Source organism: Variovorax sp. GW458-11-26-14-LB1 (assembly GCF_059423965.1).
The window spans coordinates 73,413-93,284 of sequence record NZ_JBWKYW010000005.1; the positions used below are offsets into that span (position 1 = coordinate 73,413).

Genomic DNA, 19,872 nt, shown 5'->3' on the forward strand with positions numbered 1-19,872 from the left:
GGGCATGACGCAGGCGATGCATGAGCGTTCGTGCGCCCGTGACGCGGGTCACGGGCGCACGAACGCGTCAGAAGCGAGGAGGCTTATCGAGAACGCGTGGCGCGAGCGTGGCTACCGTGATGGCGGGCTCCGCCAGATCGGCGCGGGGAAGATCGTGGAAGACGGCCACTTCCAACGTACTGGTCAGCGCTGTTGCATGACACGCGCCGCAGGTTCCGCACTTGTGCATCGCGTCAGGTTCCGCGCTTGCAGCCTTGGCAGTGCTGTCTTTCGCAGGCGGTTTGACCGCCTGTGACGCCTCGTGGTGATGGTCGCCGCGCCCGTCCGCATGCGGATGTTGGGCGTGGTCTTGCATCCCGGTCCGCTCAGCGGACATTTCCGTCATTGCACCGGCGTGTCCAGGCCCGCAAAAGACCATGGCAGCCGCAGCGTACCCCTGGAAGGGTACGGCAAACATCATGATCCAAAGGACGAACAGGCGAACCCGGTGCATGTGGCGAATTCTAGATCGAGCGGTGTGTCAGATGGCCTGTACGTACATCCAGTCCTACACGCAGCCCTCAGGGTTGTGCTTGTGCGCGGCCCTTGCTCGCGTCAGCCTTGGGCGCAAGCAGAGGTGCTCCGTACCTTGCTGCTGCATCCCAATTGGGCTGCTTTTGCGCGGCTTCCAGTTCGGCCACCACTTCGGCGCGCGACTTGGAGGCCCCGACCTTTGGTGTGCTCATCGATCCCCAGCGCAGCATGCTGGCCCCGGCAGGGGTTTTCTGAGCATCCGCGAGTTCAGTGGACACCTGCGCTGCAGTTTTTCCCGATCCGGCTTCGCCCGGGTGATAGACCACGCCGGCTTCGTTGGGGGCGAAGTGCGACGGGCCTTCCGCATAGGCCGCGAGCGGCGCGACGAAGGCAGCGCCCACGCCGGCAGCGAGTGCGAATGAGAGGAATTGACGGTTCTTCATGACAGGTCTCCTTCAACGAATGGCTCGGACTTTGCGAGCTGCACTGAACGCGTCGGCATCGACCACCGAGCCGGCGATGCCAGTCAACTGGCTGGCATGTAATGAACTCTAGGAAGCCAGTCCGCCAGTCACCCGCCACTTGGATTACAAAGAAGTAATCCACGCACACGACCCCGCGCCGTAGCATTCGACGATGCGAATCCTGGTCATCGAAGACGAACACAAACTGGGCGACTACCTCGTCAAGGGCCTGACTGAGAGCGGCTTTGTGGTCGACCTAGCGCGTTCTGGCCTGGAAGGTCGCAGCCTCGCCCTCGACGGCGAGTACGACCTGCTGGTGCTGGACGTGATGCTGCCGGGCATCGATGGCTTCGCCGTTCTGGAGGCCCTGCGCAAGTCCAAGTCAATGCCCGTGCTGATGTTGACGGCTCGCGACGAGGTGGCCGATCGGGTGCGCGGACTTCAAAGCGGTGCGGATGATTACCTCGCCAAGCCCTTCGCGTTCTCCGAACTGCTTGCACGGATCCAGGCGCTGCTGCGCCGCGGCAAACTCCATGAGGTGTCCAACTACACGCTCAAAGACCTGAACCTCGATGTAGTGGCGCGCAAGGCGACGCGCAACGGGCATCGTCTGGAGCTGACCGCCAAGGAGTTCGCGCTGCTGACGCTGCTCATGAGGCGCCAGGGCAACGTGCTGTCACGCACGCAACTGGCAGATCAGGTCTGGGACATGAGCTTCGATAGCGACACCAACTTGGTGGAAGTGGCGATCCGGCGACTGCGCAGCAAGATCGACGATCCTTTCGAAGAGAAGTTGCTGCACACGGTGCGCGGCATGGGGTACGTGCTTGAGAGCCGACAGGGCAGTGGATCGTGAACGCCGGCGAAGCCATCCGCGAGCCCGGTGCCTCGAGCCCCCCTGCGGTCGTCAAGCCAGCGAAAGCCGAGGCAACCTCCAATATCGAAGGCACAGGCTCCATCCAGGTCGCGCTGTCTCGCTGGTTTGCGGCGCAGGCATTGATCGGCCTGAGCCTCGTCTGTGTGGCGATCTACGCCGTCACGGCATGGAGCTTTCAGGTCAAGCAGGCCAGCGAGTTCGAACGCCAGTCCGAATTGATCCGGCACCTGATCCAGGAGTCGCGCGGCGATCCTGGGCCGGACGGCTTGCGCCACAAGCTGGACGATTTCTTTCTCACTCATGCCGAGATCAGCCTGGTGCTGCGCCGTGGCGACGAGACCATCTACTCGACCAGGCCGACCCGGGCATCCGCACGCTGGCTTTGGAAGCCGACTGAGGAGCTCCAGGCGCAGCCGGGTGATGCCGCCATGCAACTGCAACTGGGCATCGACATCCAGGAGGACAACCGGCTTCTGCGTCGGTTGGCCTGGACACTGGTCGGTGCGGTCGTGCTGGGGTCCGCGATGATCTCCCTGACCGGTGCGCTGTTGGTGCACCGGGGTCTGAAACCCCTGAAGAAGCTGATTCAGCAGACCGCCGCCACGGGACCCGCGCATCCGGGGCTGCGCATCGATCCCTCCCCGTATGCCTCCGAAATTACCCCCTGGGTCGCTCAGTTCAACGCGGTTCTCGACCGGGCGGAACAGGCCTACCAGCAGTTGGAGTCGTTCAACGCGGACGTTGCGCACGAACTGCGCACGCCGCTGGCCAACCTAGTCGGGATGGTAGAGGTCGAACTGGCGCGGCCGAGGTCGATCGAGGAACTGCGCGACGCGCTGCTGTCGGCGCTGGAAGAGGCAAGGCGCGTCTCCGCGATCGTGATCGACATGCTCTTCCTGTCCCACGCGGACCGCGGCGCTGTTGCTCGCCGCTCGGCGCCTGTCAGCCTGGCCGACCAGGTGCGCACGGTACTGGATTTTCACGAGGCCACGCTAGAGGACGTGGGGCTGAAGGTGCATGTCAGCGGGGATGCGCGCATTGGTGTCGACACCGGACTGGTGCGTCGGGCGCTGTCGAACCTGCTGAGCAACGCGAGCCGATATGCGACGCCGGGCTCAACCATCGCGGTCGTGATCGACACGCAGCCTGACGGCGTCTGGGTCAAGGTTGCCAACCGTGGCGAGCCGATCGCCGCCGACGTGCTACCCAATCTTTTCAAGCGCTTCTTCCGGGCAGAGCGTTCCCGCTCGGACTCGTCGGAGCACCACGGGCTGGGCCTGGCGATCGTGGCCGCGATCGCGCGGATGCATGGAGGCCAGACCCGCGCCACCTCCCGATCGGGCGTCACTGAGATCAGCTTTTCCATGGCGGTGTCGGAAAGCTGATCCGCGGCCGACCTGGTCGGCGCGCCGAGATTGCACACCGGCTGCAGCAGGGACCGTGTTTCAATCGGCGCTATCGCGGACTGCGCATTGCCCTTTTTCTCCCATGACTATCGGTCTTGAAGTTCTCATCGGTCACTGGAAAGCCGATTCGTTGAGCACCTACAACTCATGGTTTCTGTGGGATGAGAGGCTCAAAAACTTCCGATCCATCCGCCGCGGCCTGGCCCAGGTGGTCAAGGACATCGATGCAGGGACTTTCGGCAGCGCGTTTCGAGGATCCTCACTTGAGACGGTCGTGGGCTCGGTGGCGGAGCAGCGCCAGATATTCAAGGGCGCTGACCACGCGTTTCTCTGGAAGCCCAAGCTGCGCATTCCCGACATCTATGAGAACGCCGCTAACCAGCGTGCCTTCGCCCGACTCCTGCATGCCTGCGACTGCTGTGACAGCGCCGCGGAGGTGGTCGAAGCCATCCGTCGGATCGACGCGCACCAGATCAAGGGCCTCGGGCCGGCCGTGGCGAATCTTCTGTACTTCGTCCATCCCACGATCGTGATGCCATTCAATACGGCGATCGTGAAGGGCTACAACGCCGTCACGGGCAGCAACGTCAAGCTTGGCAAGTGGGACCACTATCTTTCGATGCGCGAAGGCTGTCTGCGGCTGAATGCGCAGCACCGCCGGCTGTTGTCCAACGACATGGGCGCCCTGGCCGGCCTGCTCTTCGACATCGGCTCGGGGCGGTACACGGCACCGCCGCGTGACGACGATACAGCGGCCATCCGGGGCTGGGAGGCCGATCTCGAGAAAGTGCGCGAGGAATCGGCCGCCGCACACAAGCGCTGGGCCGCCGAACGCGAGAGCGACGCGACCCACACGGAAATCCAGGGATGGCTGCGCGACCTGGGCAGGTCGCTGGGCTACGGCGTCTGGATCGCATCCAACGACCAGGGCCGCAGCTATGCCGGAGGGCGACTCGGCGACGGCTGCCTGACGCAGTTGCCTTCGGGAGCTCAGCCCGGCCTGGACTCGGTGCGTCTGATCGACGTGATCTGGGTGGAAGCCGACGGCTCCAAGATCGCCGCAGCCTTCGAGGTGGAACACTCGACCTCGATCTATTCGGGCATCGTGCGAATGCTGGACCTTGCACTGGGCACGGAGTTGGGCGCCGGAGTGTCGATGTTCCTGGTAGCACCCGATGCGCGACGCGACGACGTGCGGCTTCAGCTGCGCCGCCCGGCGTTTTCGCGTGTCGCCGAACTCGGTATCCGGTATCTGCCCTACAGCGAACTCGGCAACCACCGCGAAGCGATCGGCCGCTTCGGTTCGGGGTTGAAGCCCTTGAGCGAGATTTCACACCTGCTTTGAGACCCGTGCGCGAGAGGTGTGATCACCATGCCCGTCAACGACTGCGCTGGATGACGCAACTGTAATCTTCGCGTGCGGGAATTCGCCGACCTGCGACCTAGAGTTGGATTCACGGAAAGAGACAAGCGCACCTTCAATTGCGCCTCCTCGACCGGGAACATTGCCCACTCTTTGCCAAAGGATCGAATCATGAAGACCTCTCTCAAGACCTCCCTGACGCTGGCCGCGCTGCTCAGCGCGATCGCCGGCCCTGCGCTTGCTGGCAACTATGCAGAGGGTGACCCCCGCCCCGTACCGCTGACTTCCAGCACCAGCCGCGCCGCCGTGGCTTCGGACACGCGAAGCTGGCTGCAGAACTCGCCAGACCAAGGCTACCCCGAAGGCAATCCGCGGGCTGTCGCGAGCGTCGGCGCCAACAGCCGCGCAATGGTTCAGGCCGACACGTTGACCTGGATTCGTTCGGGCTTGGCTGCGGCCACCAACGGTGAAGCAGGCGCCAACCTGTCTCACCCCGCCTACAGGCAGGCCGCCGCCGAGTACGCACGCCTGCGCAACGGCCCCGAGTTCGGCGCCTTGGTGGAACGCATCACGCGACAGGGCTCGCGGTCGGCGGCAACCGCCAGCCGCTGATGGATTGGCGCACAGCCCTGGAGCGCCCGAGACCGCAAGTCGCGCTTTTTGCCGCGACTTGCGGTTCGGTTTGAGCGACAAGGCCTAGAATTCGCGGAACTACCTCGCTCGCACCGGTTCCATACACAGCGTTCCACACGTCCTTCCATGGCTCCCATCGCAACCCTTTCCAGGCAGGTTCGCGCACCCCGCGTCACGAATATGCTTTGGTCGGCATTGCCAAGGATGGGGTCATGACACGTCGGCTGGTGCACCTGATCGCCCGTGGACTGATCGGTGTGCTGCTGTTCGCGCAGCTGTCGATCGCAGCCTATGCCTGCCCAGCGCTCTCGTCGGGCGCGATGGACATGGGCTCAGCTGCCTTGATGCAGATGGCCGGCGAAACGACCGCAGTTGTCAATGCAAGCGTTGACGCAGCCACGCAGTCGCCTCCCTGCGGAGACATGGTCGGCATGACAGATACAGGTTCTGCCAACCTGTGTGCCGAGCACTGCAAATTCGGCCAACAAAGCGACCATGCATCCACGCTGACGATCCCCGTCGCGCTGCTGGCGCCGCTTCTCCTGACGCCTTGGGCGCCCGAGGCGACACAGCCTCCACGCCCTGCGGCGGCTTCCTTGAGTGCACTGGTTGCGGCATCGCCCCCGCACGCCATCCTGCACTGCGTCTACCGAACCTGATCCACTGATCGACGCTGCGCCGACGGCTCTCGCGAGCTGGGACGGTGCACCTGTCGTGCCTTGCCGTCCGCACGGGCTTCACCTGTGCGTGGCGCAGCGGCCCGACACCTGCCCCACGGGGTTCGTCGTCAGGAGATCTCATGTTCACCGTTTCTTTCCCCGCCAGGCCGAACGCACGGCGCTGGCCCCGTCACTGGGCCGTGGCGTTGGTGCTGTGTGCCGGCACCCTCAGCCTCGGCGCCCAAGCGCAACAGACCCCACAGGTGCTCACCCTCGACTCGGCGCTGCGGCTTGCCGAAGAGCGCTCGCGCCAGATCGTCGCGCAAGACGCGGCCGCCAGCGCGGCGCGCGCGATGGCCGTGGCCGCCGGGCAACTGCCCGACCCGGTGCTGAAGGCCGGCATCAGCAACCTGCCGGTCAACGGCAGCGACCGTTTCAGCCTCACGCGCGATTTCATGACGATGCGCTCGATCGGGGTGATGCAGGAGTTCACCCGCTCCGACAAGCGCCAGGCCCGCGCGGCTCGCTTTGACCGTGAAGTCGAGGTCGCAGAAGCGGGTCGCGCCGTGGCCTTGGCCAACCTGCGGCGCGACACCGCAACTGCCTGGCTCGATCGCTACTACCAGGGTCGGATGCGGGACCTGCTGCAAACGCAACGTGCCGAGCTGAACCTGCAGATCGAGGGCGCCAACGCCGCCTACCGTGGCGGTCGTGGCACGCAGGCCGATGTGTTCACTGCGCGCTCCGCATTGGCGCAACTGGACGACCGAATCCTTGCGCAGGAGCGCCAGATCGCCACGGCTCAAACGCGCCTGGCGCGCTGGGTTGGGCCGGGCACACCCCAGCCCTCAACAGTGCTCCCGGATCTGGGCTCCGTTCGCCTGGACGCCCGCAATCTGGAGGCTCACATCGGTGAGCATCCCCAGATCGCGTTGATGGCACGGCAGGAAGCCGTGGCGCGCGCGGAGGCCGACATCGCGCAGAGCAACAAGCGCTCCGATTGGACCGTCGAGCTGATGTACAGCCAGCGTGGCCCGGCCTACTCGAACATGGTGTCGCTCAACGTGTCGATTCCGCTGCAGCTCGACCAGAAGAATCGCCAGGACCGGGAGCTTGCGGCCAAGCTGGCGACAGCCGAGCAGATGCAGGCCCAGCGGGAAGAGGCCACCCGCGAAAGCACCGCCGAAGCACTCTCCCTGCTGCAGCAATGGCAGAGCAACCGGAAGCGGCTGGCGTTGTACGACAGCTCGCTGATTCCGCTCGCCTCCGAACGCACGCAGGCAGTACTGGCCGCCTACCGCGGCGGCGCAGGAACGCTGAGCGCCGCGCTCGAGGCGCGACGCATGGAGATCGACACGCGCATGGAACGCCTGCGCCTCGAGATGGAAACCGCAGGCCTATGGGCTCAGCTCGAATTCCTGATTCCGGCCGGCCACCCAGCACTCGCTGCCAGTGCGTCGACAACGACCGTGGACGTCAAGGAGCCTCAACAATGAAAACCCAACCCTTTTTCCTTGGATTGATCGCCGCGGCGGTCCTCGCCGCAGCCGCCCTTGGTGCGTACACCTTCGGGTTGCAGCGCGGCAGGAGCATGGCCGCGTCACCCACCGCCGACGGGATCCCGGCGGCGTCCATGCCCACGGCGAGCGCCCCGACGGCATCGCCAGCTTCCCCCAACGAGACCGGCGAGGACGCCACCCGGCGCCACATCGCAGCAGGTCTGAAGGCCGGCGACACCGATCCGGCCAACGGCAAGAAGATCCTCTACTACCACGACCCCATGGTGCCGGGGAACAGGTTCGACAAGCCGGCCAAGTCGCCCTTTATGGACATGATGATGTCGCCCGTCTACGCAGGCGGCGACGGCGACCAGAACAGCGTGACGGTGAGTGCACGGGTCCAGCAGAACCTGGGCGTGCGGACCGCTCTTGTGTCCGAGGGCACCGTGTCGCCGCAGGTGGCCACGGTCGGCAGCATCGCCTTCAACGAGCGCGACCAGGTCATCGTGCAGGCCCGGGCAACCGGCTACGTCGAACGCCTGAACGTGCGCGCCACGCTAGATCAGGTGAAAAAAGGCCAGGCCCTGGCCGAGCTCTATGTGCCCGAATGGATTGCGGCCCAGGAAGAGTTCTTGTCGGTACAGCGCATGCGTGGCACCGATCTGGCCCCACTGGTCGACGGCGCGCGTCAACGCATGCGCCAGGTCGGCATGAACGAAGGACAGATCGAACTGGTCGCGCGCAGCGGTCGCACCCAGCCTCGCATCACGCTGGCCGCGCCAATCGGCGGTGTCGTCACTGAACTGGCCGCGCGCGAAGGCATGACGGTGAGCGCCGGCACCACGCTGTTCCGCATCAACGGCCTGGCCACCGTCTGGGCCAACGCCGAAGTCCCCGAGAGCCAGGCGCCGCTGGTTCGATTGGGCGCCAGGGTGCAGGCCAGAACGCCTGCCGCGCCCGGCGAGACCTTCGATGGAAGGGTGCAAGCCATTCTTCCTGATGTGAATCCGGCGACGCGCACCCTCAAGGCACGCATGGAACTGGCGAATCCGACCGGTAGGCTGGTGCCTGGCATGTTCGTCTCGATGAACTTCACGGATACGCGTGCCGACAAGGCGTTGCTGATCCCGACCGAGGCAGTCATCCAGACGGGCAAGCGTTCGGTGGTCATGCTGGCGGAGGACAACGGTCGGTTCCGACCGGTCGACGTCGAGATCGGACTGGAGAGCGGCGGCCAGACCGAGATCAAGCGCGGGCTGCAGGCTGGCCAGCGTGTCGTGGTGTCCTCTCAGTTCCTGATCGACTCAGAAGCCAGCCTCAAGGGTGTCGAGGCGCGCCTGAACGCCGCGCCCGCCGCAACAATGCCTGCCGCGCCCATCCCTTCCGCACCTGCTGCCGGGACCGCGAGGCACGTGGGCGAAGGCAAGGTGGAAAGCATCACCAAGGACGCGATGACCTTCTCGCACGGGCCGATTCCGACGATGAAGTGGGGCGCAATGACCATGGAGTTCAAGCTGCCTCCCGGCGGCGCGCCGGGCAACTTGAAGCCCGGCGACCGCGCGAGCTTCGAGTTCTTCATCGACGCGGACGATCTGCCGCAGCTCACCCGGGTGACGCCCATGGCGGTGGGTTCTACGGCAAACGCCGCTGCGGACCCCAAGGCCCCTCCAGTCGCAACCCCAGCTGCGCCCGCAACCCCGGGAAGCAAGCCATGATCGCCAAACTCATTCGGTGGTCCATCGCCAACCGCTTCCTGGTACTGCTGGCGACGCTGATGATCAGCGCCTGGGGCGTGTATTCGGTGATGCGTACCCCGCTCGACGCGCTACCGGATCTCTCCGACGTCCAGGTCATCATTCGAACGACCTATCCGGGCCAAGCGCCGCGCATTGTCGAGAATCAGATCACCTACCCGCTGACCACCACCATGCTCTCGGTGCCGGGTGCGAAGACGGTCCGCGGCTATTCCTTCTTCGGGGACTCGTTCGTCTATGTGCTGTTCGAGGACGGCACCGATCTCTACTGGGCGCGCTCGCGGGTGCTGGAATACCTGAACCAGGTGCAGTCACGCCTGCCGGCGGCTGCCAAGGCTTCGCTCGGCCCCGACGCCACCGGCGTGGGGTGGATCTACCAGTACGCGCTGGTCGACCGTGGCGGTACACAGGACGCCTCGCAGTTGCGCGCCTTGCAGGACTGGTTCCTCAAATATGAACTCAAGACCGTGCCCAACGTGGCCGAGGTCGCTTCCATCGGTGGAATGGTGCGCCAGTACCAGGTTGTGCTCGATCCCGAGAAACTCGCCGCCTACCGGATCCCGCACACCAAGGCGGTGGAGGCGATCCAGAAAGCCAACCAGGAAACCGGTGGCTCGGTGCTCGAGTTGGGTGAGGCGGAATACATGGTGCGCGCGTCGGGCTACCTCCAGGGCTTGGAGGACTTCCGCAAGATTCCGCTGATGACGACCGACGCGGGCGTGTCGGTGCGCTTGGGTGACGTCGCGCGCATCCAGGTTGGACCGGAAATGCGCCGAGGTATCGGCGAGCTCGATGGCGAAGGCGAAGCGGTTGGCGGTGTGATCGTGATGCGCTCTGGCAAGAACGCATTGGAGACCATCACCGCCGTCAAGGAAAAGCTCCAGGCCCTGCAGGCCAGCCTGCCCAAAGGCGTGGAAATCGTGCCGACCTACGATCGGTCCAACCTGATCGAGCGAGCGGTGCGCAATCTGGGCTTCAAGCTGCTCGAGGAATTCATCGTCGTCGCGGTGGTGTGCTTCATCTTCCTGTTCCACCTGCGTTCTGCATTCGTCGCGATCGTCTCGTTGCCGATCGGCATCCTGGTGGCCTTCATCGTGATGCGCTACCAGGGCGTCAATGCCAACATCATGTCGCTCGGTGGCATTGCCATCGCCATCGGCGCGATGGTGGATGCCGCGGTGGTGATGATCGAGAACGCCCACAAGCACATCGAGAAGTGGAGGCACGATCACCCGGACCAGACGCTGTGCGGGGAAAACCACTGGCGCGTGATCGCGGACTCGGCCGCAGAAGTTGGGCCTGCGCTGTTCTTCTCGCTGCTCATCATCACGCTGTCGTTCATCCCGGTTTTCACGCTGGAGGCCCAGGAAGGCCGCATGTTCTCGCCGCTGGCCTTCACCAAGACCTACGCGATGGCCGCCGCAGCCGGCCTCTCGGTGACATTGATTCCAGTGCTGATGGGCTACCTGATCCGCGGCAAGATTCCTGACGAAAAGACCAACCCGTTGAACCGGCTCCTCATCGCGGTCTATCAACCTTTGCTCAATGCGGTGCTGCGCTGGCCCAAACTGACGCTGTCGGGCGCCGTGGTCGTGCTGGTGTTGAGTCTCTGGCCGTTGCAGCACATCGGAGGCGAATTCATGCCGCGCCTAGACGAGGGTGATCTGCTCTACATGCCATCGGCACTGCCGGGCCTGTCGGCGGGAAAGGCCGGCGAGTTGCTGCAGCAGACCGACCGGCTGATCAAGACGGTTCCCGAAGTTGCGAGCGTCTACGGCAAGGCCGGGCGCGCCGAGTCAGCGACCGATCCGGCGCCGATGGAAATGTTCGAGACCACTATCCAGTTCAAGCCGCAGGACCAGTGGCGTGCCGGCATGACGCAGGACAAGCTGGTCGAGGAGCTCGACCGCATCGTCAAGGTGCCCGGGTTGACCAACATCTGGGTGCCACCGATCCGCAATCGCATCGACATGCTGGCCACCGGGATCAAGAGCCCGGTGGGCGTGAAGGTGGCGGGCACAGACCTTGCCACCATCGACCGCGTCACCGGTGAGATCGAGCGCGTGCTCAAGGACGTGCCGGGTGTGTCGAGCGCCTTGGCCGAACGGCTCACCGGCGGCCGGTACGTGGACGTGAACATCAAGCGCGACGAGGCTGCGCGGTTCGGCATGAACATCGCCGATGTGCAATCGGTCATCGCCTCGGCGGTGGGTGGCGAGAACATCGGCGAGACGGTCGAGGGACTGCAGCGCTTCCCGATCAACGTGCGCTACCCGCGGGAGATCCGTGAATCGCTGGAGCAACTGCGGGCTCTGCCGATCGTCACCGAGCGCGGTGCGCGGTTGGTGCTCTCGGACGTGGCGGACATCCGTGTCACCGACGGGCCGCCGATGCTGCGCAGCGAGAACGCACGGCTGTCCGGCTGGGTCTACGTGGACATTCGGGGGCGGGACCTGCGCTCGGCGGTACAGGATATGCAGCGCGTCGTTGCGAAAGAGGTGAAGCTGCCGCCGGGCTATGCGGTGTCATGGTCCGGCCAGTTCGAATTCCTGGAGCGTGCCACGGCGAAGCTGAAGGTGGTGGTGCCGTTCACCCTACTGATCATCTTCGTGCTGCTGTACCTGACCTTCAAGCGCATGGACGAAGCGCTGCTGATCATGGCTGCGCTGCCGTTCGCCCTGGTCGGTGGTATCTGGCTGCTCTACCTGCTGAGCTACAACCTGTCCGTCGCGGGAGCGGTCGGGTTCATCGCGTTGGCCGGTGTGTCCGCGGAGTTCGGCGTGATCATGCTGCTGTACCTGAAGCACGCCTGGGATGAACGGGTCGACGAGGGCAAGACGAGCACGGCTGACCTGCTCGACGCGATCCGCGAAGGCGCGGTGCTGCGCGTGCGCCCGAAGGCGATGACCGTGGCGGTCATCCTGGCGGGCCTGTTTCCAATCATGTGGGGAACGGGGACCGGCTCCGAGGTGATGCAGCGTATCGCGGCGCCAATGGTGGGCGGGATGATCACGGCCCCGTTGCTGTCGATGTTCGTGATCCCCGCGGCGTACCTGCTGATGCGCCGGCCGCGCAAGGCGCGTGATAGGCATGCACCTCGCCGAGCGTTCTGGAGAAGAGGTCATGGACCGACCTGAACGCGTGCAGCAACAACGCACACTCCTCGGTGTCGCGCTGCTGCTGTATCTGTGCCTGTCCTTGTTCGGCACGGCGGCGCTCGCCTCGACGCCTGCGTCGCAGGAGGAGGGATGGGCGGAGCACTCGATCGTTTCGGCTACGACGGAGCCGGTCGCGTTTGCAGCCATGGACGAGACGTCAATGCCGGCGGCTATGGATGCCATGCCCTGCGCGCTGTGCTACAGCGCCCCGGCGCCATTGCCGCATGAGGTCGGCGGCGAGTGCCGAGCACACGAAGCAGCAGCCTGGCCGGTTCATGTCGCGCCGGTGCCGGATACGGATTATTTCGACCCTGGAGATCGGCATGCCCGGTTGCCGGTGCGCATCCTGTACTGCCGTTGGCTGGATTGATCGGCGACAGCGAGCACTACAGCTCGCGCTTGTTCCCGTCCATCAATTCCAGGAGTTCATCATGAAAAAACTACTCGTCACTCTCATCGGGTCCCTGACCTTGGGCGTTGTCTTGCCCGCTCTGGCAGGGCCGGATTTCCAGGTCATCGAGCAAGGGCGCAAGGCCGCACGGGTCGCGGCCGCTGAACGCCGAGCTGACACCCTGGCCGGCAAGGGTTCGCCGAACTGTCCGCCACCGCCACTCGTGCTGCCGCTGGACCATGGCCCACGAGCGCTGACCACGCCGGGCGAAAACCGCCAGCGCCGAGCCCGCCATGAAGCCCAGTTGAGGGCGTGCAAGAATGTGCCGTCGTAGTGCCCGCGCGCGCCCGGAAGACATCTGCGTCTTCCGGGCGCAGAGGACTTCGGTGCCGGTGCCGCGATCCGGGCAAGGGTCGCGACGAGCGCGCCGCTAGGCTACGAACTGCAGCATTGTTGTTGCGCCTGGACCGGCGGGCACTTCACCGAGCCGAAGGAGCAGAACACGCAGCAGTCGCCGGATTTCGGGCGCAGCAAGATCGTGCAGTTCTCGCATTCGTAGAAAAACTGGCAGGCATCCACAGGCATTGCCTCGCGCTTTGCGTGGCCGCAGTGGGGGCATGTCAGCACGGAGTCGAAAACGACTGCGCCGTGCTTGCCTTGTCCTTGCGTCATTGGCGCACTCTCCCACTCTCACAACCATCTCCACTGCATCGCTTGTGCGCTGGCGAAAGAAGGTCCCACAGCGACACGCCGACCATCAAGGCCAACCCGGCATACAGCAATTCTGCAGTCCGCCACCGGCCGAAGAAAAGCAGCATGGCCACGAGCACAATCACTGGGCCGATCATGCCCACCAAGCCGCGATACCACTGCCGATGGCGATACCAGCCGACGGCATTGGCGACCAGTGCAATGCCTGCAAACAGTGGCAGCAGCGTGGTGAGAAACAGGCCTTCGTAGCCACTGAAGATGCCAAGGCCCGCCGCAGCGCCAAGACTCGCTAAGGCCGGAAAGCATGCTGGACACGCTGCGGCCGAGACGATGCTGCCCAGGGCTCCGGCTTTGTCGGCAAACCGTGCGATCCATTCCATTGACTGTCTCCATGTCTTTCGAAAAGCCCACAATACTTCCGTAGTCAAGTACGGAGTCAAGCGCCATGGACCAGTTCAGCATCGGCGTATTCGCGCAGGCCGCGGGGGTCAACGTGGAGACCATCCGGTTCTATCAACGCAAGGGGCTGCTGCCGCAGCCCGCCCGGCCTTGCGGCAGCATCCGTCGATACGGCCAGAAAGATGTGGCGAGAGTTCGATTCGTGAAGTCTGCGCAGTGCCTGGGTTTCAGCCTCGACGAGGTGGCCGGATTGCTGGCACTGGAAGATGGCACCCATTGCGGTGACGCTCGCCAACTCGGAGAGCAAAGACTTGCCGACGTGCGCACCAAGCTGATGGACTTACATCGCATCGAGTCAGCCTTGGCGACCTTGGTTGACGACTGCAGCACAAGCCGCGGCAGTGTGTGTTGCCCGCTGATTGCTGCGCTGCAGGAATAGCCTGCAGGCCGCCATGGCGCGGACACTGCGCCTGCGGACCTACGCGGCACCGCCTTCGGATTCTTCGCCTGGTCAGCGGCCTTGCCATGCTGGCCGCTAGCATGATCGCCGGCCTGTTGTGGGACCGACTCGGAGCATCCGTCAGGTTCTATGCAGGGGCGGCCTTTTGCGCGGTGGCGCTCGCAGGGCTGACGCGTCATCGCAAATAGGCGAGTGGCGAATCCGAGCTGGTTCTGATAGCAGTGCCATGAACGGGACACTCCGATTTCGGGAAGTTGGTTTCAGCTAGATTCGGGCGCGAGAGCGGGCCTTTGTATATCGGCAGTCATGATCACCAGCGCAAGACAAGCGGACAGACCAAGTAGAGCGGAGAACCACAGTGCCCCGTCGCCCCATCGCTCCACCGCGATGCCGAAAAGAAACGGTGCCCCGGCCTGAACGATGCGTGCTGGCACCATGAGGAATCCTTGGCGTTGTCCGTAGCCCTTGGCACCGAAGATCAGGAGCGGAAGAGTTCCGATTGCGATGGTCAGAATGCCATTGCCCAAGCCATGCAGCACCGCGAAGGCGGCGGCAGCCGACGTACCGAACAAGCCGAGGCACAGTGCACCCAGCGGATGCGCCAGCGTGGCCAAGCGTGCCGAAAGCAACGGGTGCGCACGCTTGAGAAAGGTGAACTCGATCACCCGACCGGCCACTTGTGCGGGACCGACCAGGGAAGCAATGCCCACGGCTGCGGCCAGTGTGGCACCGCTGGCCAACAGAAGCTCCGGCAAATGCGCCGCCATCGCTGTGCTGATGAACCAAGTCACGGCGAAGACATACGCCATCAGGATAGCGGCGCGACGCTGGTGTGCTGACGAAGGACCGGCACCTACATCCTGCGCGGCGGTGGTGGACTTCGGTGCGGGGAGGGCATGAGAAGCTCGTGGGAGCAGCGCGTTGAGTGGCAGACCAATCACCAGATGCAATGCCGCCCATGTGAGACACGCGCCTCGCCACCCGACGGTGCTTTCCAGATAGGCCGACAACGGCCACCCCACAGTGCTAGCAAAACCCGCGAACAGTGTGATGCCGGTAATGGCTCGTCGCGCCTCTTGGCCGTGCAGCCGCACCACGGTGGCAAACGCCGCTTCGTAGAGGCCACTGCCCATGGCCAGCCCCATCAGCGCCCAGGCAGCGAACACATGGCTGGCATGCGTGGCCTGGCTCAGTGCAGCCAGCCCTGCGGCAAACACTAGGTTGCTGGCGATGAGCACCGAGCGCCCGCCCATGCGGTCGATGCGTCGGCCTGCGACAGGCCCGATGCCAGCCGCGACAAGCAGCGCCACCGAGAAGGCGCCGAAAACCGTAGACGTGCTGACGCCGATGTCCTTGCTGATGGCGCCGGCCAAGACAGCCGGAAGGTAGTACGACGAGGCCCACGACAAAGTCTGGGCCACGCCCAGCATCACCGTCGTCGTGGTCTTGCTTTGCACCCTGGCTTCGCCTCGCTCAGATGCTGCGCAGGTTGACCCGCTTTGAGAGGGTCTCCGCACTCTCGCGCCGCTCGCTGTAGCGATCGACCAGGTAGGCCGCACAGTCGCGCGTGAGCAGCGTGAACTTCACCAGCTCTTCCATCACGTCGACCACGCGCTCGTAGTAGGGCGAGGGCTTCATGCGGCCTTCGTCGTCGAACTCGAGGAAGGCCTTGGCCACCGACGACTGGTTGGGAATGGTGAGCATGCGCATCCAGCGGCCCAGCACGCGCAACTGGTTCACCGCGTTGAAGGACTGCGAGCCGCCCGACACTTCCATCACCGCGAGTGTCTTGCCTTGCGTGGGCCGCACCGAACCGACGGCCAGCGGTATCCAGTCGATCTGCGCCTTCATGATGCCGGTCATGGCGCCGTGGCGTTCGGGCGACGTCCACACCATGCCCTCGGCCCATTGCGCGAGGTCGCGCAGTTCCTGCACCTTGGGGTGGTCGTCGGGTTCGGCGTCCGGGAGCGGCAATCCGCGCGGGTCGAAAACCCGCGTCTCCGCACCCAGTGCCCGAAGCAGCCGCGCCGCTTCTTCCGTGAGCAATCGGCTGTAAGAGCGCTCGCGAGCGGAGCCGTACAGCAACAGGATGCGCGGTGCATGCGTGGAGCGCCGTGCCGATAGCAGCAGATCCACATCGGGTTTCTCGAAAAGTTCGGGGTCGACGTTCGGCAGCTCACGACTCATACCAGCCTCGCGACGAATTCACCACCTTCACCACTGCCAACATGATCGGCACCTCGATCAGCACGCCGACCACGGTGGCCAGCGCTGCACCCGAGTGGAAGCCGAACAGGCTGATGGCAGCGGCCACCGCCAGCTCGAAAAAGTTGGACGCACCGATCAACGCCGACGGGCAAGCGATGCTGTGCTTCTCGCCGAGCTTTCGATTGAGCCAGTAGGCCAGGCCGGAGTTCAGCACCACCTGGATCAGGATCGGCACCGCGAGCATGGCGATCACCAGCGGCTGTTTGATGATGGCCTCGCCCTGGAACGCGAACAGGAGCACGAGCGTCAGCAGGAGCGCGGCAATCGACCACGGGCCGATGCGATGCATGGCGCGCTCGAACGCAGCCGCCCCGGCCTTCAACAGTTGCTTGCGCAGCACCTGCGCGAAGATCACCGGCAGTACGATGTAGAGCGCCACCGACGTGATGAGCGTGTCCCACGGCACCGTGATCGCCGACAGGCCCAGCAACAGGCCGACGATGGGGGCGAAGGCGAACACCATGATGGCGTCGTTCAATGCGACCTGCGACAGCGTGAAGACCGGGTCTCCGCCAGTCAGGCGGCTCCAGACGAAGACCATCGCCGTGCAGGGCGCGGCGGCCAGAAGGATCAGGCCGGCCACGTAGCTGTCGAGCTGGTCGACCGGCAGCGAGCCGGCGAACACCTGGCGCACAAAGAACCAGGCGAGGAAGGCCATGGAGAACGGCTTCACGGCCCAGTTGATGAACAGCGTCACACCGATGCCGCGCCAGTGGTTTTTTACCTGCGCGAGGGCCGCGAAGTCGACCCGCAGCAGCATCGGGATGATCATTACCCAGATCAGCACGCCCACGGGGATGTTGACCTTGGCGACCTCGAGGCGGCCCACCGCCTGGAATGCCGCCGGGAACAGTTGCCCCAGCGCAATGCCGACGACGATGCAAAGGAACACCCACACCGTCAGGTAGCGCTCGAACACGCTCATGGGGGCCGCGCTGGTGCGCGGGCTTTCGATGACTGCGCTCATGGTGTCAGTTCGCCGAGATGCGCTTCAGCCGCTCTTGCAGCTCGGCGTCGCTCATCGCTTCCGGGTTGTCCAGTGCGAGCAGTTGCAGCATGCGATAGGAGATCGCCTGGCGCGTCAGCTCGAAGGCCTGGCGCTTGGCGGCATCGCCCCCTTCGGTGTTGGACGGGTCTGGATAGCCCCAATGAATCTTGACGCGCGTGCCGGGCCAGTAGGGGCAGGCCTCCTGCGCCGCGCTGTCACAGACCGTGATGACCACATGCATAACCGGCGTGACGAACTCGTCCCAGCTCTTGCTGCGAAAACCTTCGGTGTTCACGCCGGCAGCCTGCAGCACCTCAATGGCGAACGGGTTGATTCTTCCGCTGGGTGCGCTGCCGGCGCTGTACGCTTTCACGTCCTTGCCGAGCTTCTGGGCCCAGTGGTTGAGCATGCCTTCGGCCAGCACGCTGCGGGCCGAGTTGTGGGTGCAGAGGATGAGTACGTTGAGCGTCATTGCGTGGCCTTTTGAACCTTGCCGATGTCGCGGATCTCGCGCTGGATGGCCATCGAGTCGAGCCGAGCCAGAGGCAAAGCCAGCATCAACTCGATCCGGCGCTTCAGCGTGAGAGCCGTGTCCATGAACTGACGCTCGGTGGCTTCGTCCGACACCTCAAAGGCCGCGGGGTCGGCAACGCCCCAGTGCGCCGTCATCGGTTGACCCGGCCACACCGGGCACACCTCGCCCGCAGCCTTGTCGCAAACGGTCAGAACGAAATCCATCGCCGGTGCATCCGACTTCGCGAACTCGTCCCAGTTCTTGCTGCGATATCCAGTGGTCGGGAGGTGCATCTTTTCCAGCGTGAGCAACGCATAGGCGTTGACCTTGCCCGTGGGATGGCTGCCGGCCGAGTAGGCCTTGAATCGCCCTTCGCCCAGGTGGTTCAGCAGGCCCTCGGCCAGGATGGAGCGTGCAGAGTTTCCAGTGCAGATGAACAGCACGTTGTAGGTCTTGTCAGCCATGACGATGTTTCTCGGTAGAGGAAGTGGGGTTGATCTCTTTGAACATGCACACGGCCGAGGCTGGGCACAGGCTCTTGAATTCGCTGCTGGCCTGCACGGAAGCCGGCAGCGCCGTGCGGTCGCATCGCTCGAAGCCTCTGGCTGCGAAGAAAGGTTCTGCCGTGGTGGTGAGGATGCAGAGGTGATTCACCCCCTTCGACGCGGCGAAGGCTTCCATGGTCTTCAGGGCCTGATCGCCCACGCCATGGCCGCGCGCATCAGCGCGAACTGCAAGAGAGCGAAGCAAGGCGGTGTCGCCGAACCGTTCCAGACCGACACAGGCAAGAATCCCTTCGTCTCCCGCGCGGCTCACGAAGAAGGCCTCCATGTGCTCTTCTCGAAGATCGGTTTCGGGAAGGCCGGCATCCCGAAGAAGGGACTGCACCGGCGCGAGAGACGCGGCCTCTGCACGGACAAACAGCGATCTGACCAGCGAATCGGAAAGTGCTTTGGGCATGGCGCAGCCCTCAGCAGCAGGCGCCCGTGGCTCTGACCGACACGTTGACCGGGATGCCCCGGGCCGCACCAGGCGCGCAGCAAGCGGACTCGGCCTTGGCTGTGGACTTGGATTGGCCATAGACCGGCACGGCGCCGTCCAAGGTCTGGAAATGCTCCCATGCGATCCCCTGCGGATCGGTGACCCAGTGCTTTTCGCTGCGCGCGTAGCAGCACACGGTCTCACCCTCGTCGAGCAGGGTGCGGTCGGCGGCTTGGCCGCGCGCCTTCAGCTCGGCCAGTTCCGCGTCATCGTCAGCCTGAATGCCGAGATGGTCGATGCCCTTGCCATGCCCGACCGTGGAGATCGCGAAGTTGACGCGCGGATCGTCGAGCATCCATTTCGCATAGTCGGCCTCGACGCGTGCTGGCGGCGATGCGAACAGGTTGGAATAGAAGTCGATGCTCTTGGCGAGGTCGTCGACGTGCAGGTGGACGTGGAAGCGCTTCATGGGTTTCTCCTTCAGCAGTCGCAGGCAGTGGCGCCGTCGACGAGGCAAGCCTCGCCCTGACAGCAGTTCTCCGTGAGGTAGCCGAGCAGCGCATTCATCTGCTCGAACACCGCGCGATAGATCAGGTTTCGGCCGTCGCGCTCCTGACTGACCAGGTTGGCGTGCGTCAGCTCCTTGAGATGGAACGAGAGACTGGTCGATGGCACGCCAAGCTGCTCCGCCAGTACGCCTGGCGTGAGTCCAGCAGGACCGGCAACGACAAGCGCCCGAAAGACCTGCAGCCGCACAGGTTGGGCCAGAGCCGCCAGGGCTTGGATGACATTTTTTTCTTCCATAATTCAATAATAATTGAATCATGGAATAAA

At 64.4% G+C, this 19,872-nt stretch carries 23 protein-coding genes and 1 pseudogene; 12 read left to right on the plus strand and 12 right to left on the minus strand.

The genetic code is table 11. The features are described 5' to 3' along the window. Positions 1 to 67 precede the first annotated feature (67 nt). Both AC07YS_RS05375 and AC07YS_RS05380 read right to left on the minus strand, forming a co-directional pair. Entirely contained in the window at positions 68 to 493 is a 426-nt protein-coding gene (locus AC07YS_RS05375; protein ID WP_495267376.1) for a hypothetical protein, read from the minus strand. A gap of 67 nt (positions 494 to 560) precedes the next feature. Then, complete coding sequence (locus AC07YS_RS05380) at positions 561 to 956, minus strand: hypothetical protein (protein WP_495267375.1); 396 nt, start codon at positions 954 to 956, stop codon at positions 561 to 563. Between the two features lie 193 nt (positions 957 to 1,149). Here AC07YS_RS05380 and AC07YS_RS05385 point away from each other — a divergent pair, with 193 nt between their 5' ends. The 10 genes from AC07YS_RS05385 to AC07YS_RS05430 all read left to right on the plus strand — a co-directional run bounded on the left by AC07YS_RS05385 (position 1,150) and on the right by AC07YS_RS05430 (position 13,051). Further along, positions 1,150 to 1,833: a heavy metal response regulator transcription factor gene (locus AC07YS_RS05385; protein WP_495267374.1), complete on the plus strand. Its 684-nt coding sequence runs from the start codon at positions 1,150 to 1,152 to the stop codon at positions 1,831 to 1,833. Next, entirely contained in the window at positions 1,830 to 3,239 is a 1,410-nt protein-coding gene (locus tag AC07YS_RS05390; RefSeq protein WP_495267373.1) for a heavy metal sensor histidine kinase, read from the plus strand. Before AC07YS_RS05385 ends, AC07YS_RS05390 begins: the two co-directional genes overlap by 4 nt. A gap of 103 nt (positions 3,240 to 3,342) precedes the next feature. Next, positions 3,343 to 4,605: a type II restriction enzyme NmeDI-related protein gene (locus tag AC07YS_RS05395; protein ID WP_495267372.1), complete on the plus strand. Its 1,263-nt coding sequence runs from the start codon at positions 3,343 to 3,345 to the stop codon at positions 4,603 to 4,605. 189 nt (positions 4,606 to 4,794) lie between these two features. Further along, the gene (locus AC07YS_RS05400) at positions 4,795 to 5,235 is read left to right on the plus strand and encodes a hypothetical protein (RefSeq protein ID WP_495263934.1); all 441 of its coding nucleotides are present in this window, start codon (positions 4,795 to 4,797) and stop codon (positions 5,233 to 5,235) included. Between the two features lie 233 nt (positions 5,236 to 5,468). Beyond that, the gene (locus AC07YS_RS05405) at positions 5,469 to 5,915 is read left to right on the plus strand and encodes a hypothetical protein (RefSeq protein WP_495267371.1); all 447 of its coding nucleotides are present in this window, start codon (positions 5,469 to 5,471) and stop codon (positions 5,913 to 5,915) included. A 140-nt stretch (positions 5,916 to 6,055) separates the two neighbouring features. Next, a complete protein-coding gene (locus AC07YS_RS05410; protein ID WP_495267370.1) occupies positions 6,056 to 7,411 on the plus strand; it encodes a TolC family protein in 1,356 nt (451 codons plus the stop codon). Beyond that, complete coding sequence (locus tag AC07YS_RS05415; protein WP_495267369.1) at positions 7,408 to 9,129, plus strand: efflux RND transporter periplasmic adaptor subunit; 1,722 nt, start codon at positions 7,408 to 7,410, stop codon at positions 9,127 to 9,129. The genes AC07YS_RS05410 and AC07YS_RS05415 overlap by 4 nt, the downstream gene beginning before the upstream one ends. Beyond that, on the plus strand, positions 9,126 to 12,305 hold the full coding sequence (locus tag AC07YS_RS05420; RefSeq protein WP_495267368.1) for an efflux RND transporter permease subunit: 3,180 nt from the start codon (positions 9,126 to 9,128) through the stop codon (positions 12,303 to 12,305). Before AC07YS_RS05415 ends, AC07YS_RS05420 begins: the two co-directional genes overlap by 4 nt. After that, a complete protein-coding gene (locus AC07YS_RS05425) occupies positions 12,292 to 12,696 on the plus strand; it encodes a hypothetical protein (protein ID WP_495267367.1) in 405 nt (134 codons plus the stop codon). The genes AC07YS_RS05420 and AC07YS_RS05425 overlap by 14 nt, the downstream gene beginning before the upstream one ends. 61 nt (positions 12,697 to 12,757) lie before the next feature. After that, the gene (locus tag AC07YS_RS05430; RefSeq protein ID WP_495267366.1) at positions 12,758 to 13,051 is read left to right on the plus strand and encodes a hypothetical protein; all 294 of its coding nucleotides are present in this window, start codon (positions 12,758 to 12,760) and stop codon (positions 13,049 to 13,051) included. A 101-nt stretch (positions 13,052 to 13,152) separates the two neighbouring features. Here the strand turns inward: AC07YS_RS05430 and AC07YS_RS05435 are convergent, their stop codons facing one another. Further along, positions 13,153 to 13,389: a GDCCVxC domain-containing (seleno)protein gene (locus tag AC07YS_RS05435; protein ID WP_495267365.1), complete on the minus strand. Its 237-nt coding sequence runs from the start codon at positions 13,387 to 13,389 to the stop codon at positions 13,153 to 13,155. Next, a complete protein-coding gene (gene merC, locus AC07YS_RS05440) occupies positions 13,386 to 13,808 on the minus strand; it encodes an organomercurial transporter MerC (protein ID WP_495267364.1) in 423 nt (140 codons plus the stop codon). Before merC ends, AC07YS_RS05435 begins: the two co-directional genes overlap by 4 nt. A gap of 65 nt (positions 13,809 to 13,873) precedes the next feature. Here merC and merR point away from each other — a divergent pair, with 65 nt between their 5' ends. Both merR and AC07YS_RS05450 read left to right on the plus strand, forming a co-directional pair. Then, positions 13,874 to 14,266, plus strand: coding sequence for a mercury resistance transcriptional regulator MerR (gene merR / locus AC07YS_RS05445; protein ID WP_495267363.1), 393 nt, complete (start codon positions 13,874 to 13,876; stop codon positions 14,264 to 14,266). Positions 14,267 to 14,284: 18 nt separating this feature from the next. Continuing rightward, positions 14,285 to 14,475: pseudogene (locus AC07YS_RS05450) on the plus strand (MFS transporter); the annotation flags it as partial. Between the two features lie 72 nt (positions 14,476 to 14,547). Here the strand turns inward: AC07YS_RS05450 and AC07YS_RS05455 are convergent. The 8 genes from AC07YS_RS05455 to AC07YS_RS05490 are packed head-to-tail and all read right to left on the minus strand — an operon-like array spanning position 14,548 to position 19,842. Further along, the gene (locus AC07YS_RS05455) at positions 14,548 to 15,717 is read right to left on the minus strand and encodes an MFS transporter (RefSeq protein WP_495267429.1); all 1,170 of its coding nucleotides are present in this window, start codon (positions 15,715 to 15,717) and stop codon (positions 14,548 to 14,550) included. 43 nt (positions 15,718 to 15,760) lie between these two features. Continuing rightward, positions 15,761 to 16,474: an arsenical resistance protein ArsH gene (arsH, locus tag AC07YS_RS05460; RefSeq protein WP_495267362.1), complete on the minus strand. Its 714-nt coding sequence runs from the start codon at positions 16,472 to 16,474 to the stop codon at positions 15,761 to 15,763. Then, positions 16,464 to 17,522, minus strand: a complete 1,059-nt coding sequence (gene arsB / locus AC07YS_RS05465; protein WP_495267361.1) for an ACR3 family arsenite efflux transporter — start codon at positions 17,520 to 17,522, stop codon at positions 16,464 to 16,466. Before arsB ends, arsH begins: the two co-directional genes overlap by 11 nt. A gap of 4 nt (positions 17,523 to 17,526) precedes the next feature. Further along, positions 17,527 to 18,015 carry an arsenate reductase ArsC gene (locus AC07YS_RS05470; protein WP_495267360.1) on the minus strand — a complete coding sequence of 163 codons (489 nt, stop codon included), beginning with the start codon at positions 18,013 to 18,015 and terminating at the stop codon, positions 17,527 to 17,529. Further along, positions 18,012 to 18,521 carry an arsenate reductase ArsC gene (locus AC07YS_RS05475; protein ID WP_495263947.1) on the minus strand — a complete coding sequence of 170 codons (510 nt, stop codon included), beginning with the start codon at positions 18,519 to 18,521 and terminating at the stop codon, positions 18,012 to 18,014. Before AC07YS_RS05475 ends, AC07YS_RS05470 begins: the two co-directional genes overlap by 4 nt. Beyond that, positions 18,514 to 19,017 (minus strand): arsenic resistance N-acetyltransferase ArsN2, encoded by a 504-nt coding sequence (gene arsN2, locus AC07YS_RS05480; protein ID WP_495267359.1) that lies wholly within the window; start codon positions 19,015 to 19,017, stop codon positions 18,514 to 18,516. The genes AC07YS_RS05475 and arsN2 overlap by 8 nt, the downstream gene beginning before the upstream one ends. Positions 19,018 to 19,027: 10 nt before the next feature. Beyond that, entirely contained in the window at positions 19,028 to 19,507 is a 480-nt protein-coding gene (locus AC07YS_RS05485; RefSeq protein ID WP_495267358.1) for an ArsI/CadI family heavy metal resistance metalloenzyme, read from the minus strand. Between the two features lie 11 nt (positions 19,508 to 19,518). Continuing rightward, entirely contained in the window at positions 19,519 to 19,842 is a 324-nt protein-coding gene (locus AC07YS_RS05490) for an ArsR/SmtB family transcription factor (RefSeq protein ID WP_495267357.1), read from the minus strand. Between the last annotated feature and the right edge of the window lie 30 nt (positions 19,843 to 19,872).

Coding starts and splice junctions, on each gene's coding strand:
- AC07YS_RS05375 (WP_495267376.1), bottom strand. CDS start 493: ATGCACCGGGTTCGCCTGTTCGTCCTTTGGATCATGATGTTTGCCGTA.
- AC07YS_RS05380 (WP_495267375.1), bottom strand. CDS start 956: ATGAAGAACCGTCAATTCCTCTCATTCGCACTCGCTGCCGGCGTGGGC.
- AC07YS_RS05385 (WP_495267374.1), top strand. CDS start 1,150: ATGCGAATCCTGGTCATCGAAGACGAACACAAACTGGGCGACTACCTC.
- AC07YS_RS05395 (WP_495267372.1), top strand. CDS start 3,343: ATGACTATCGGTCTTGAAGTTCTCATCGGTCACTGGAAAGCCGATTCG.
- AC07YS_RS05400 (WP_495263934.1), top strand. CDS start 4,795: ATGAAGACCTCTCTCAAGACCTCCCTGACGCTGGCCGCGCTGCTCAGC.
- AC07YS_RS05405 (WP_495267371.1), top strand. CDS start 5,469: ATGACACGTCGGCTGGTGCACCTGATCGCCCGTGGACTGATCGGTGTG.
- AC07YS_RS05410 (WP_495267370.1), top strand. CDS start 6,056: ATGTTCACCGTTTCTTTCCCCGCCAGGCCGAACGCACGGCGCTGGCCC.
- AC07YS_RS05415 (WP_495267369.1), top strand. CDS start 7,408: ATGAAAACCCAACCCTTTTTCCTTGGATTGATCGCCGCGGCGGTCCTC.
- AC07YS_RS05420 (WP_495267368.1), top strand. CDS start 9,126: ATGATCGCCAAACTCATTCGGTGGTCCATCGCCAACCGCTTCCTGGTA.
- AC07YS_RS05425 (WP_495267367.1), top strand. CDS start 12,292: ATGGACCGACCTGAACGCGTGCAGCAACAACGCACACTCCTCGGTGTC.
- AC07YS_RS05430 (WP_495267366.1), top strand. CDS start 12,758: ATGAAAAAACTACTCGTCACTCTCATCGGGTCCCTGACCTTGGGCGTT.
- AC07YS_RS05435 (WP_495267365.1), bottom strand. CDS start 13,389: ATGACGCAAGGACAAGGCAAGCACGGCGCAGTCGTTTTCGACTCCGTG.
- merC (WP_495267364.1), bottom strand. CDS start 13,808: ATGGAATGGATCGCACGGTTTGCCGACAAAGCCGGAGCCCTGGGCAGC.
- merR (WP_495267363.1), top strand. CDS start 13,874: ATGGACCAGTTCAGCATCGGCGTATTCGCGCAGGCCGCGGGGGTCAAC.
- AC07YS_RS05455 (WP_495267429.1), bottom strand. CDS start 15,717: ATGCTGGGCGTGGCCCAGACTTTGTCGTGGGCCTCGTCGTACTACCTT.
- arsH (WP_495267362.1), bottom strand. CDS start 16,474: ATGAGTCGTGAGCTGCCGAACGTCGACCCCGAACTTTTCGAGAAACCC.
- arsB (WP_495267361.1), bottom strand. CDS start 17,522: ATGAGCGCAGTCATCGAAAGCCCGCGCACCAGCGCGGCCCCCATGAGC.
- AC07YS_RS05470 (WP_495267360.1), bottom strand. CDS start 18,015: ATGACGCTCAACGTACTCATCCTCTGCACCCACAACTCGGCCCGCAGC.
- AC07YS_RS05475 (WP_495263947.1), bottom strand. CDS start 18,521: ATGGCTGACAAGACCTACAACGTGCTGTTCATCTGCACTGGAAACTCT.
- arsN2 (WP_495267359.1), bottom strand. CDS start 19,017: ATGCCCAAAGCACTTTCCGATTCGCTGGTCAGATCGCTGTTTGTCCGT.
- AC07YS_RS05485 (WP_495267358.1), bottom strand. CDS start 19,507: ATGAAGCGCTTCCACGTCCACCTGCACGTCGACGACCTCGCCAAGAGC.
- AC07YS_RS05490 (WP_495267357.1), bottom strand. CDS start 19,842: ATGGAAGAAAAAAATGTCATCCAAGCCCTGGCGGCTCTGGCCCAACCT.